Genomic DNA, 12,046 nt, shown 5'->3' with positions numbered 1-12,046 from the left:
ATTCGGTCCCGCTTTATGAACTTTTCACGAACGCCAGACCGTTTTTGTGGCAAGGAACGATACAATGTGGTTGTTCCGCACACGACTTTCATACATTACTCAATTGATGCCATGGTAACGGTAACGGAACAAGCCAAAGATAAGATTGTTGAATTGCGCCGGAAAGACGGCCTTACCGATGACTTTGCCATCCGGGTAGCGGTGCAGGGTGGCGGCTGTTCGGGACTAATGTACGAACTTCAGTTCGACACTGCTCAGCAGCCAACCGACCATATTGTGGAAGATAAAGGCATCAAGATTTATGTAGACCGCAAAAGTTTACTCTATCTGGCTGGTACTGAGCTTGATTTCTCGGATGGCCTGAACGGCAAGGGATTCCAGTTCAAGAACCCTAATGCCTCGCGCACTTGTGGCTGCGGCGAGAGTTTTGCGGTGTAAACCAGACCGTTTACACTGTTTTTCATACCGAATGCGTGAAGTGACCGCCCTAAAGTTGTAATACGAGGGGCGGTCATTTATTTTTAGCAGCCTACTACTATTTTCGATCGGTCTTGGATCCGCAGATGACGTTGTACATAGCCGTGGGATCGGCGATGTTGTTGGTGATGACTATGTTCATCATCCTCTTCGTGGCGTATTATCAAAATCGTCAGGTACGTCATCAGCTTGATCTGAATGAATTGCGCGAAGCGTATCGTAAAGAGTTGATGGAGGCCACCTTCAACGGGCAGGAGGTTGAGCGCCGCCGCCTTGCCCGAGACTTGCACGACGAGATTGGCACGATGCTCTCGGTTACCAAACTCAGCCTTAACCAACTGGAGCGGAAACTGACCAACGCACCAGAGAACAGCCTTCAGATTCAGAAAACGCGCGCCTTGCTCGACGAAACGATGAGTAACGTACGACGAATAAGCCGTAATCTGGTTCCCACTACCCTCGAACGGTTTGGTTTACTGGCCGCCATTGAAGAGTTAACCGAGAAAGCGACAAGCCCGGAAGTGGCAGTGATGCTCGAATCACCCAATTCGCTCGAACGCATCACGCCAGCGGAGGAACTGATGTACTACCGCATTGCGCAGGAATTGATCAACAACGCCATTAAACATGCCGCCGCTACACAGGTAGAGATTCAATTTGTGTACCTCGATGACTCGGTGCGAATGTCGGTACTCGACAATGGCAAAGGGTTTGATTATGATGAAGCCGTAAAAGACCGACGTAGTGGCTTGGGGCTACGTAATATTGAAAGTCGCCTCTCCGTAGTAGATGGGCATGTTACCTTTGACGTAGCACCGGGTCGCGGCTCCCGGATTCACGTTCAAACTCGCCTTCACACAATCACTCAGCAGGACGCGGCTCCGGCAATTGCATAAAATCATGGCAAAGATTAAGTTAGCACTGGTAGACGACCATAACCTGTTCCGGCGGGGTATTGCCTCCATTCTTGGTCAGGTGGCCGATTTTGAGTTAGTGCTGGAAGCCAGTAATGGGCAGGAATTTATCGACAAAATTCCCCGGCGGGTTCCCGATGTAGTGTTGCTAGACCTACAAATGCCCGTACTCGACGGTACCGCTACGGCCGATTACCTGCGCGAGCATCATCCTCTTATCAAGATCATTGTGCTAACCATGCACGACGAAGACCGGATGGTGTTGCATTTGCTGGAAAAAGGGGTGAGCGGTTATCTGCTGAAAGATTCGGACCCCGACGAGGTGGAACGGGCTATTCGGAAAGTGATGGACGAAGGCGTGTACCTCAACGAATTTGTGTCGCGGGCCATGTTGCGCAAAATGACCAACAAAACAACCGTGGTGAAACAGTCGGCTCTGTACAATAGTAAAATTCTCTTGTCTGAGCGGGAGAAGGAGGTACTTAAACTCATCTGCGAAGGCATGTCTACTGCTGAAATCAGCGACAAAATATTCCTGAGCCCCCGTACCGTAGAAGGGCATCGCCTTCGGATTCTGGAAAAAACCGGCACTAAAAATACCGCCGGCATGGTAGCCTATGCTTTCAAAAACGGGTTGGTTTAATAGCCAACCCGTTTTTACGTTTATCCGCCAGTACGCTTACTGGTACTGAATGTACATTGGTTTCGGAGTCAGCGACAACACTTCCGATGGTGTCATCAGGTGCGGCACTTTGTGTTTCGACCGTAAGTCTACTTTCTTCAAATCGTTCTTGTAGAAAATTTTAAAGCCTGTGTATTGTACCGGCTCGGTCTGAATGTAGTCGTGGTAGGTATCACGTTTGAGCGAAGGCGGGCCCCATCCGTCCATGTGCATCACAATCTGCACGTTCGGATCGAGCTTGATGTTTTTATAATTCGTCACCATCCGACGTGTAAAGCGGTGTACCACCAGTACTTTAGGAGGTAGCTTGTTTTCGCGAACCACCCGGCTCAACAACTGCACAGCCTGATTGATATCAGCGGCATCGTAGGTCCCGATTTTCGAGCCCGGACGAGCCCCTGTTTTCATCGAGAACTCAGGATCGATACCCAGATGAACGTAGGGCAATTTGAGGTACGGCTCCAAAAACGCCATCTCGGGACCAAGCGGCGCCAATCCAACCTGAATATCCAGAAAGCAGATAGCGTTGTGCTCGGCTGCCCACCGAATCACTTTCCGAATGGTCTTATCCGACATACGCATGCTGTAATGACCATTTTTACCGGGAGCCCCCTGCGCCGAAATAGCTACCAGGTGAAGGGCTTTCTGGATGGGTGTTTTGGCCGAATCCTGCTCAACCCAGGGTATCGCCTGCTGATCGAGCTTACGGAGCATTTCATCTTTAGGATACTCGCCCAGAATACCCATTTTTTTTGAGTGCGGATTGCCATAGAACGCCAGAATGCGTTTACCAGGCAAAATAGGACCCGTGATTTTTGGACCAATCAGCGCCAGTGAATCAAGGGGTGACAGCTCTTTCCCGGCGGCAACAGATGTGTCGGGAGCCGCCGATGTGGCCGTGGGTGTGGTGGTGGTAGTAGCCGAATCCAATACTGTTGATTCGGTAGTGACGGTGCTGTCTGTAGTGGCAGTGTTTTTGTCAGCTTTCGACTGGCACCCCTGCCCCAGCAAAAGCGCCGAGAACGCAAGAAAAGGTAATACTAATTTTATCATAATCGAAAAGTACAAACACCTTCGATTAATCTGGTAAGTCAGGTGATTAAATTGACTACTATTTTTTCAACGGCCTAATTCTCGAATCAGGTCATGACGTAACCCGGCTAGGTAAGTTGCTGAATAACAGAGGCGACTTCCATACCAGCAGAACAGTTCTCCGTCTACTAACCTTATCTGAGCGGCGGGGCATATAGACGCCAGTTCAGCCACGTGTTTCTGCCGGAACGGATACGGTTCCGACGACAGAAAAATGAAGTTAGGGGCTACCTCTCTCAAATCGGCCTCGGAAACAACGGGGTAACGTACCCACCGTGGATCGGCGAAGGCGTTACGAAAACCACCTTCGGTCAGCATGGCATCGATGAATGTGTCGCGGGCTGCTACCATCCAGGGTTTTCGCCAGATGAGGTAAGCTACCGACGGGCGGTCTGAACCAGCCACCGGGCAGTTCGCAGCAAAAGACGCGGCGATCTGCCGGATTAATGCTTCGGCTTCAGCTTCGCGGCCAACCAGTTCCCCTACCTCCCGAATCATAGTCAGGGCATCGGGCAACGTTTTTATATCAGTGACATGTACAGGGGCAATCGCCCTCAGGGCCACCACGTCGGCTTCGGTATTCTCTTCATAATTCGCCAGAATCAGCGTTGGTTTCAGAGTGGCAACCGCACTGATGTTTACCTTCTTGGTGCCACCAACAATGGCTTTGCCTGCCACCTTCCCGGCAGGGTGAATGCAGTAGCTGGTCAGCCCCACAACCTCGTCGGTCAGACCAAGATCAAAAAGTAACTCTGTTTGCGAAGGAACCAGTGAAACAATGCGCAGTGAAGAAGCAAATGGAAGTTGCATGGTCTAAAATAAAATGGGTCGTCTACACATACATACTGCTCATCGACAGACAACCAGCTATTTGCGCCTCGTTGTGCAACGTTCTTACCGAATATACTACTTTACACTATGAAATTACATCACATCATCACAGTTACCGCTGCTTCGCTCCTGTCGGTAGCCGCTTTTGCGCAAACATCAGCCCCTACATCGGGTACAATTACTTACGAAACCATGCGCCGGGTAGATCTGTCGGCCATGCGGGTCAATATAAATGGTCAGGAAATCAGGCCGGGGGGTACCTTACCCAATGGCCAAACGCTGAATATACCAGAAACAGTAGAAGGTGCAGAAAGCTACCGGTTTGCCGGTCAGTGGGCCATGCGCGAACCGATTGACCGGCGCAACATGATGCAGATGCGCTTTCAGGGTGGACCTGGTGGCGGCGGTGGTATGGGGGGCGGCGGAAATGGTGGTAATGGCGGCGGAGGCGGAAATGGCGGCCAACAGCCTTCGGCGACCGAGCAACGTCAACGGATGGAGCGCTTTCGAAATATGCGGTTCCCGATGGAGGAAACGGTGCACACAGACCTGGCTACAGGCAAAGCCTACACCATCACGGCCTTAACCGCCGATTCGACCAAAAAAGAATATTATCAATCAGAGCAACCCGCAACGCGTCCTGCTGATTGGGAGGTGACCAACAAAACAAAGAAAATTCTGGGCTATACCTGTCAGAAAGCGACCTGCACGGTGAAAGATCAGCCCTGCACCATCTGGTTCACTACCGACCTGCCCTTCACGTTTTCGCCGGCGGCCAATTTCACACCCGACAAAGGGGTAGTGTTATTGATTGAAAGCGACGACCTGCTGTACCGGGCCACCAAAGTAAGTGCCGGCGCCGTTGACGAAGCCAGTCTAAAACCTAATACCCTGGCTAAAGCAGTCACGAAAGAAGAACTAGCCGAGATTCGGAAGAAAGCAATGGCAACGTTCCGGCAACAGAGCGGCATGCAAATGCAGATGCGTAATTAAACCGATTCTCAGGTACGTTGCTCTTCCTCAGGCCGTGGCAACGTACCTGCTTTTTATACTATCATCATCTGTCCACTTCTCAACACGGTTCACGTCACAGCTACATGCTCAAATATTTACTGCTTTTCTTTTTCCTGATTCCTATAAGTCTGCTGGCTCAGCGCGCTCCCTCGAAAGTTGGTGTTATTAAAGGTCTGGTCATCGACTCTACTACGCAGAAAGCCCTGCTGGAAGCCAACATCTCGTTGTTAAGCGCCAAAGATTCGTCTTTTGTACAGGTGCAATCGACTGGCGGCGAGGGTGATTTCACGCTTACCGACATTGCGCCGGGTACATATCGGCTTTTGGTTTCGTTTGTGGGTTATCAGACCAAAACCGTCCGCGTGACCATTACGCCCGAACGTCCGGAAGTAGTGCTGGGTACGTTGCTTGTTCAGCCACAAACACAAACGCTGGGCGAGGTGGTGATTGTGCAGGAACGCCCGCCGGTAACGGTAAAAGGCGATACGGTGGAATTTAACGCCAGTTCGTTTAAAACGCAGCCCAACGCCCAGGTTGAAGACCTGATTAAGAAATTGCCCGGTATGGAAGTAGACCGCGACGGGAATCTGAAATCGCAGGGTCAGGATGTGCGACGCGTGCTGCTGGATGGAAAGCCTTTCTTTGGCAACGACCCCAAAATGGCAACCCGTAACCTCCCCGCCGATATGATTGAGCGCGTTCAGGTATTCGACCGTCAGTCTGATCAATCGCAATTTTCGGGGGTCGATGATGGCGAACGCGACCGGACCATCAACCTGGTGACCAAACGTGATCGGCGGCGGGGTGTTTTCGGACAGGAATCGGGTGGATACGGTACCGACGATCGGTATCAGGGCCGAATCAGCGTGAACCGGTTCAACAACGGGCAACAGCTCTCGGCTATTGGTCAGTTGAACAACATCAATCAGCAAGGCTTCACCGGTGAAGGAGGCGGAGGAGCCGTCAGCATTGGTGGTGGTGGCGGCGGAAACCGGGGAGGCGGTGGCGGTCAGCAGCAGACAGGTAGTCTGGCAGGACCAACCGGCATAACCAGAGCAGGGGCAGCGGGACTCAACTTTTCCGATGCTTTGGGCAGCAAAATTGACCTCAGCAGCAGCTACTTTTTCAACCAGACCAGAGCGCTGAACCAGCAGACCAGCCGCCGGGAAACCTCTTTACCCTCCAGCACCGTGGGCGGTGAGCGTATTCAGAACTTCACTGATCGCAGCAACGGAAGCATGAATGAGAACAACTCACACCGCTTCAATATGCAACTGAATTACCGCCTCGATTCGATGAACTCAATTCGGGTTATTCCCAATTTCACCTATAGCCTCAGAAATAGCTATACCAACAGTGACTCTCGTACAACAGATGGACTTGGACAACCGCTGAATACGAGTGTCAGTCTGTTTAACAGCGACGGAAACAGTTTATCGGGCAGTAACAACCTGCTTTGGATGCATAAATTCAAGCGTCGGGGCCGTACGTTTTCGGCCAATCTGCTCACGTCGGTGAATAACAACACCACCAACAGCCTGAACCAGTCGCAGAACCAGTTCTTCCGTTCGGTTTCAGCGCCGGGCAGCAGCACACTCACGCAGCCCGGCAGCGGCACAGCAACAGGTACTGGCAGCAACACCGGCGTTTTTGCCAACAATATCAATCAGCAAAACCGCCAGTTGACCAACGGCCTGACCAATAACCTGACGCTTTCGTATACCGAACCTCTCTCGCTGGCCAAGACCCTTGAATTCCGGTATAGCCTGAGCATGTCGAATAACGAGTCAGACCGCCGGACCACTGATTTTAACCCTGAAACCGGTGAATATGATCGTGTCAATATACTGTTATCTAACAACTTTCTGAACACCTTCATCACCAACCGGCTGGGGTCGTCGTATCAGTATCGTCGGTTGAAATACCAGTATACGCTGGGCTTCGACATGCAGAATGCCAGCCTCGAGTCTGAGAACCTGTCGCGTGATACCACTATTGCCAAAACGTTTCAGAACATTCTGCCCAACGCCCGTTTTCAGTACACCATTGCGCGCGGCCGTGTTTTCACTGCCGACTACCGGACGCGGGTCAATGCCCCTTCAGTAACGCAGTTACAGCCCGTTATTGATAACAGTAATCCGTTGTATATCCAATCGGGAAATCCGAACCTTCGGCCCGAATACAGCCACTCGGTGAATCTCAATTACCGAACCTACGATATGACAACGTTCAGAAGCTTCGATGCCAGGTTAGGCCTGACCGGTACAGCTAACCGCATTGTCAATTCCACGACCATCACCCCGGCCGGAGCGCAGATCAGTCAGCCCATCAACGTAGATGGCTACTACTCGCTCTTTGCTTTTACCAGCTTCGGGAAAACCATCAACTGGGGCGAGCAGAAGGTAAACCTGAACTGGACCAGCAGTGTAAATGGATCGCGCGGAATTGGTTTTGTAAATGGTCAGGAAAACAGATCATTGAACCTGAATATTGGCCAGGGATTAAGCCTAAATACGAACATCAATGAGAAAACAGACCTGAACCTGTCGGGCAATATCACTTATTCAACGGCAACGTATTCTATTCAGCCACAGCAGAATACGCGTTTTTTTACCAATAAGGCTAACCTACGGGCCTATCATCGTTTTGGCAGCCGCTTCTTTGTATCGACGGATGTGGACTACACCGCCTATACCGGCCGGGCGGCGGGGTTCAACCAGCAGTTTGTGTTGTTGAATGGCAGCATCGGGCAGTTTCTCTTCAAGCAGAAGCAAGGCGAGTGGCGGTTAACGGGGTATGACCTGCTGAATCAGAACCGGAGCATTGTCCGTAACACCACGGAGACTTACATCGAAGACACGCAAAGTCTGGTATTGCGCCGGTATTTCATGCTCACCTTCAGCTATTCTATCCGCTATTTCGCCGCCATGCGCGCGCAGTAGGGTGAGAGGTGAAGGGTGAGGGGTGAAAGGCGAAGGGTGAGAGGTGAGGAAAGAAAGGCGTGGGGTCAAAGCTCCGCCCTTCCTTCTTCGCCTCTCACCCTTCTTTCCTCACCCTTCACCCTTCACCCCTCACCCTTCACCCTTCACCCTTCACCCTTCACCCTTCACCCTTCACCCTTAGCCTCATCTTTTCTAACATTCCTCTAATCACCCGGTTCGGTTTATACTGTCCGGATGCCTACTCAACCAGCCGGCATTTTTTCGACTATGCCCGTTGCGCTACCGACTTTTTCGGACCAGTTACCAGCTACTTCTTTCCTGTTTACAGAATGTCCGCCCACCCGTGATCGGCGTGTATCCGTAGTTGTTCCCGTTCGTAATGAAGTCGATGGAATCTGGCAAACACTCGATGCCCTGCGCAATCAGCTTACCCTCAGCGATAAACACCTTTCGCATACCCTGTACGAGGTACTGGTTCTGACCAATAATTGCACCGATACCTCTTACAATCAGGTACGTCGTTACCAACGGCAACATCCGTCTTTTGCCTTGTGCGTAGCCGACATTACGTTGTCTCCCGAAGCGGCTCACATTGGCACAGTACGGCGACTGCTTATGGACGAAGCCTGCCGACGGCTTCAAGAATCGGGCCACCCGCAGGGAATTATTGCTTCTACCGACGGCGACACCCTGGTTGATCCTTACTGGATTAGTCACATTTTGCGCGAAATAGATGCGGGGAATGATGCCGTTGGCGGTCGCATTTTAACGTACCCGGAACCTGGTCCGGCCCGCCTGCCCCACCTGCGCGATACCACGTACCGTCATTTGCTGGCCCGGGCCGAGTCGGTGATCGATCCGCGCCCCCACGATCCGTGGCCAAATCATTACCAGCATTTTGGGGCAAGTTTGGCCGTTACCTGTCAGGCTTATTTGCAGGCCGGTCGGTTGCCGGTAGTGCGGTATTTGGAAGATGATGCGTTTGTGAAAGCCCTGCAACGTATTGATGCCCGCGTGCGCAAGAGTCCATCGGTACGGGTGCACACTTCGGCGCGTTTGCAGGGTCGGGTTGAGGTGGGCCTATCGTGGCAATTACAACAGTGGGCCAACCAAAGCCAGGAAGGATGCTGTCAGCAAGTAGAAGACCCGTCGGTGTCGTTGGCTCGATTCCAGCTTCGCCACGCATTACGCCAGGCCTGGCTACAGCGTAACGAACCGGGCAACATGGCCCGGCTTAGTCCGTTAGCCCGCCAGTTGGGTACGTCAACAGACTGGCTGTTCGTGCAGCTCACAGGAAGTGCGTATTTCGGTACATGTTGGGAAGCTATCGACCATCAGTTCACGACTATGCTGCAAGCCACTGAACCAGCTCATGTTCCCATTACCGAGGCCATTTCGTGGCTACGTACCTGGGGAGCGGGGGGCGTAGGGCAAGGGGCTTAGGGCATGGGGTGCTCTGCTAAGGACCGGTTTCTACACTTAGCAGAGCATCCCTTGCCCCACACCCTACGCTTTTTCAAACAGATCGAGCCGGTATTTTTCTTCGCGCTGACCATGCAGGTGGCGAAGCGGTTCTTTGTCGCCGGTTATTTCCAGAAACGCCTCGTGTACCTGATCGCCCGTTAGCGGGTAGTCTGGCACAACAGGAGTCCAGTGAACAAGGAGTAACTGCCCACCTGGCTCAAGGTGATCGAGCATCAGTCGCCGGGTCTTTTTCAGGTCATCGAGCGACCAGTAATACCCAACTTCCGACATGATGATCAGGTCGAATTGTTCGTCTGGAAAGTTGGCAGGGATCACCCGGTTTTCGAGACGTACCTGCGGAGAACCTGCCAATCGCTGGCGGGCCTGCCTTAGCGCTACCTCACTGACATCGACCGACAATAACCGGCGGCAACGCGTGGCGAGCAAATGGGTCAATACGCCAATAGAGCAGCCGATTTCGAAAGCCGATTCATAGATTGGCCGGGGAAGGGCCGCAACCGTAACGGCGTACTTATCGCGTTCGTAAGGACTGGTTGTGAATTGCCAGGGATCTTCGTTGGCCCCATATACATCGTCAAAATAGCGAGGCGGTAAGGTGTTTTTAGGTGAGTTCATGCCAGAGGTTTTTCCAGAAAGATTTCATAAGGCGTATCGAAATGGCGGAGCAGTTCGGGCGACAAAAAAAAGGCAGTAGGATCATCATCAATCAGGCGGGTCACCTGCGACCGATGAGCAGCAATGGCCCGTTTCTTGTCATCTACCACGGGGCTGATGGACACGCTTACTGCCAGGCGTTCGTTGGCACGCGGCAAATCGTCGGGCCGTCCCAGTTCCCATAGCCAAATCAGGTATTCGAGCACGCGGGGGGGCTCTTCCAGATGAGACAGTGTTGCCTCCAGCATTTGGTAGGTAGCCCGATGGTCGGGATGCGGGTCACGCTCGAAGGGCACTAGTATAGTTGTAGGGGCAAACTGCTCAATGACATCCAGCAACCGATCAACCGCTTCTGCAAAGCCCGGCGCACCGGTAGCAGGTACGTGCCGATCAGGCAAACGAAAAAACGTAGCTTCTTTTTCCACAATGCCCAGTTCACGCATAGCTTCCAGGGCTTCGACTTCGCGCAAATCGCGCAGGCGGGGCGCTGGGTACGTTGCCGATTTGGGATGCGACAACGTTCCATCGCTGACAAACACGACATGCACAGCAAAGCCCGCCCGCCGGAGTAAGGCCAGTGTACCGCCACACCCCAGCGATTCATCATCGGGGTGCGGTGCCAGCACCAATGTTCGGCCCAGCGAACGGGCATCTATGGGCGCAGGGCCATCGCGCAATACATTGGCCAGGCTTGGTGGCAGGGTTGCTATCCCATTTACCACAGGTGGCGTTTCAGATCCAGAGGTCATTAGTGCGGGTTGTTTGCTGACTTACGTACTGACCAATATCGGCCTGAGTAGCATCGGGAGCGGGTTGACGGAGGTACATGGTTAAGTCGCGGTGAATACGCTCAAAGGGCAGCGGCCGCAGCAGTCCTCTTGCCCCTATCGACCGTTCGGCCAGCCGCAGCACGTCAAGGCAAATGGCTTCGATGGCTGTTCGGGTCATGTTGGCATAAGCCACCGTTTTAGTAGCCATGCTGGCAGCCAGTTCGGGTTGTCTGATACCCGTTTGGATCCAGGCATCGTTGTTAGCCCCAGCCTGCGCCAGCCATAAATTGCCCGTCTCCACGCGTATGGCCATCTCGGCCAGGCGTGTTTTCTGAAAAACATCGTCGGTACGCCCCATTGAACGAAGCATGTCCCGGGTAGCATCGAGCATGGCTTCAGCCCCACCCAGTTGAACGGCTGCAAACCGAATGGCTCCACCACTAAAATAGGGCTGTCGAAAATAATCGCCGGGTTTGCCCAGCAAATCATCGTCGGTGATGCGCAGGCCGGTGAAATCGATCTTGAAACTGGCCGATGCGCGCATGCCCAACGGGGTCCAGAACTGGTCGTCGATGGTCGTTTCATCAACGGCGGCGGTGGGCAAAATACACATCTGCCACCCACGTGGCTGGTTGTCGACCATCAATTCACCCGTTATGAGCGGACGGTCTATCCAACTGGCACCGGAGCAGAACGTTTTACAGCCACGCAGTTCGTATTGTCCATCACCGAGTACATGAATTTGTACCCCGTCGGCTGCCTGTGTGTTCCAGACGCTGAACAGCGTTTGTCGGCGTAACACATCGCTAAACCAGCGCTGCTGTTGTTGAGGTGTACCATATACCTGAGCCAGCAACAGGGCGTTAATATGCCCTTCATAAACACGACCCACAGCGAGGTTAGCCGCACCAATCTGCTTCAACAGGTTCAGTAGAGCAGGCGTATTAGCTTGTTCCCCGTCAAGCGGTTGATCAGGTAGGGTAACGGCCAACAGGCCCGCGCTCCCCAATTCCAGAAAGGCCTGTTCGGGAAACTGGCCTTCGGCGTCGGTGTCGGGTGCCAAATCGGCAATTAACTGAAGTACTCTGTTGAGGGCATCAGGATGGTCTTGCCAGTGCGTAAATGAAGTGTGTTCGTCCGTAAGCATCGTTGTGGGCGTATAGCTAGGCAACACCCCTGCTGGCC

The 12,046-nt window shown here is 52.9% G+C and carries 11 protein-coding genes; 6 read left to right on the top strand and 5 right to left on the bottom strand.

Features of this window, described 5'->3' with window-relative positions; translation table 11 throughout:
• Positions 1 to 111: 111 nt before the first annotated feature.
• The 3 genes from ACAW87_RS09090 (at position 112) to ACAW87_RS09080 (ending at position 2,034) form a co-directional block, all read left to right on the top strand.
• On the top strand, positions 112 to 438 hold the full coding sequence (locus ACAW87_RS09090; RefSeq protein WP_207328484.1) for a HesB/IscA family protein: 327 nt from the start codon (positions 112 to 114) through the stop codon (positions 436 to 438).
• 125 nt (positions 439 to 563) lie between these two features.
• Positions 564 to 1,373, top strand: coding sequence for a sensor histidine kinase (locus tag ACAW87_RS09085; protein ID WP_370723059.1), 810 nt, complete (start codon positions 564 to 566; stop codon positions 1,371 to 1,373).
• A gap of 4 nt (positions 1,374 to 1,377) precedes the next feature.
• Complete coding sequence (locus ACAW87_RS09080; protein WP_370723058.1) at positions 1,378 to 2,034, top strand: response regulator transcription factor; 657 nt, start codon at positions 1,378 to 1,380, stop codon at positions 2,032 to 2,034.
• 36 nt (positions 2,035 to 2,070) lie between these two features.
• Here the strand turns inward: ACAW87_RS09080 and ACAW87_RS09075 are convergent, their stop codons facing one another.
• Together ACAW87_RS09075 and ACAW87_RS09070 are read right to left on the bottom strand one after the other, a co-directional pair.
• The gene (locus tag ACAW87_RS09075) at positions 2,071 to 3,126 is read right to left on the bottom strand and encodes a hypothetical protein (protein WP_370723057.1); all 1,056 of its coding nucleotides are present in this window, start codon (positions 3,124 to 3,126) and stop codon (positions 2,071 to 2,073) included.
• Positions 3,127 to 3,192: 66 nt separating this feature from the next.
• Positions 3,193 to 3,975: an ABC transporter substrate-binding protein gene (locus ACAW87_RS09070; RefSeq protein ID WP_370723056.1), complete on the bottom strand. Its 783-nt coding sequence runs from the start codon at positions 3,973 to 3,975 to the stop codon at positions 3,193 to 3,195.
• Positions 3,976 to 4,083: 108 nt separating this feature from the next.
• Between ACAW87_RS09070 and ACAW87_RS09065 the strand changes: the two genes are divergently transcribed.
• The 3 genes from ACAW87_RS09065 (at position 4,084) to ACAW87_RS09055 (ending at position 9,395) form a co-directional block, all read left to right on the top strand.
• The gene (locus ACAW87_RS09065; RefSeq protein WP_370723055.1) at positions 4,084 to 4,989 is read left to right on the top strand and encodes a GLPGLI family protein; all 906 of its coding nucleotides are present in this window, start codon (positions 4,084 to 4,086) and stop codon (positions 4,987 to 4,989) included.
• 104 nt (positions 4,990 to 5,093) lie between these two features.
• Positions 5,094 to 7,952, top strand: coding sequence for an outer membrane beta-barrel protein (locus tag ACAW87_RS09060; RefSeq protein WP_370723054.1), 2,859 nt, complete (start codon positions 5,094 to 5,096; stop codon positions 7,950 to 7,952).
• Between the two features lie 234 nt (positions 7,953 to 8,186).
• On the top strand, positions 8,187 to 9,395 hold the full coding sequence (locus tag ACAW87_RS09055) for a glycosyltransferase family A protein (protein ID WP_370723053.1): 1,209 nt from the start codon (positions 8,187 to 8,189) through the stop codon (positions 9,393 to 9,395).
• Between the two features lie 63 nt (positions 9,396 to 9,458).
• Here ACAW87_RS09055 and ACAW87_RS09050 read toward each other — a convergent pair whose 3' ends face one another.
• The 3 genes from ACAW87_RS09050 to ACAW87_RS09040 are packed head-to-tail and all read right to left on the bottom strand — an operon-like array spanning position 9,459 to position 12,008.
• Complete coding sequence (locus tag ACAW87_RS09050; protein ID WP_370723052.1) at positions 9,459 to 10,052, bottom strand: class I SAM-dependent methyltransferase; 594 nt, start codon at positions 10,050 to 10,052, stop codon at positions 9,459 to 9,461.
• Positions 10,049 to 10,840, bottom strand: a complete 792-nt coding sequence (locus ACAW87_RS09045; RefSeq protein WP_370723051.1) for a PIG-L deacetylase family protein — start codon at positions 10,838 to 10,840, stop codon at positions 10,049 to 10,051. Before ACAW87_RS09045 ends, ACAW87_RS09050 begins: the two co-directional genes overlap by 4 nt.
• Positions 10,824 to 12,008 carry an acyl-CoA dehydrogenase family protein gene (locus tag ACAW87_RS09040; protein ID WP_370723050.1) on the bottom strand — a complete coding sequence of 395 codons (1,185 nt, stop codon included), beginning with the start codon at positions 12,006 to 12,008 and terminating at the stop codon, positions 10,824 to 10,826. Before ACAW87_RS09040 ends, ACAW87_RS09045 begins: the two co-directional genes overlap by 17 nt.
• Positions 12,009 to 12,046: the final 38 nt, after the last annotated feature.

The sequence above is a fragment of the Fibrella aquatica genome, from assembly GCF_041321135.1.
GTDB classification, from domain to species: domain Bacteria; phylum Bacteroidota; class Bacteroidia; order Cytophagales; family Spirosomataceae; genus Fibrella; species Fibrella aquatica.
This window is presented reverse-complemented; position numbering and strand designations above follow the sequence as displayed.

Bases quoted from the DNA above. Each gene is read 5' to 3' on its own strand.
- ACAW87_RS09090 (WP_207328484.1), top strand. From the start codon at position 112: ATGGTAACGGTAACGGAACAAGCCAAAGATAAGATTGTTGAATTGCGC.
- ACAW87_RS09085 (WP_370723059.1), top strand. From the start codon at position 564: ATGACGTTGTACATAGCCGTGGGATCGGCGATGTTGTTGGTGATGACT.
- ACAW87_RS09080 (WP_370723058.1), top strand. From the start codon at position 1,378: ATGGCAAAGATTAAGTTAGCACTGGTAGACGACCATAACCTGTTCCGG.
- ACAW87_RS09075 (WP_370723057.1), bottom strand. From the start codon at position 3,126: ATGATAAAATTAGTATTACCTTTTCTTGCGTTCTCGGCGCTTTTGCTG.
- ACAW87_RS09070 (WP_370723056.1), bottom strand. From the start codon at position 3,975: ATGCAACTTCCATTTGCTTCTTCACTGCGCATTGTTTCACTGGTTCCT.
- ACAW87_RS09065 (WP_370723055.1), top strand. From the start codon at position 4,084: ATGAAATTACATCACATCATCACAGTTACCGCTGCTTCGCTCCTGTCG.
- ACAW87_RS09060 (WP_370723054.1), top strand. From the start codon at position 5,094: ATGCTCAAATATTTACTGCTTTTCTTTTTCCTGATTCCTATAAGTCTG.
- ACAW87_RS09055 (WP_370723053.1), top strand. From the start codon at position 8,187: ATGCCTACTCAACCAGCCGGCATTTTTTCGACTATGCCCGTTGCGCTA.
- ACAW87_RS09050 (WP_370723052.1), bottom strand. From the start codon at position 10,052: ATGAACTCACCTAAAAACACCTTACCGCCTCGCTATTTTGACGATGTA.
- ACAW87_RS09045 (WP_370723051.1), bottom strand. From the start codon at position 10,840: ATGACCTCTGGATCTGAAACGCCACCTGTGGTAAATGGGATAGCAACC.
- ACAW87_RS09040 (WP_370723050.1), bottom strand. From the start codon at position 12,008: ATGCTTACGGACGAACACACTTCATTTACGCACTGGCAAGACCATCCT.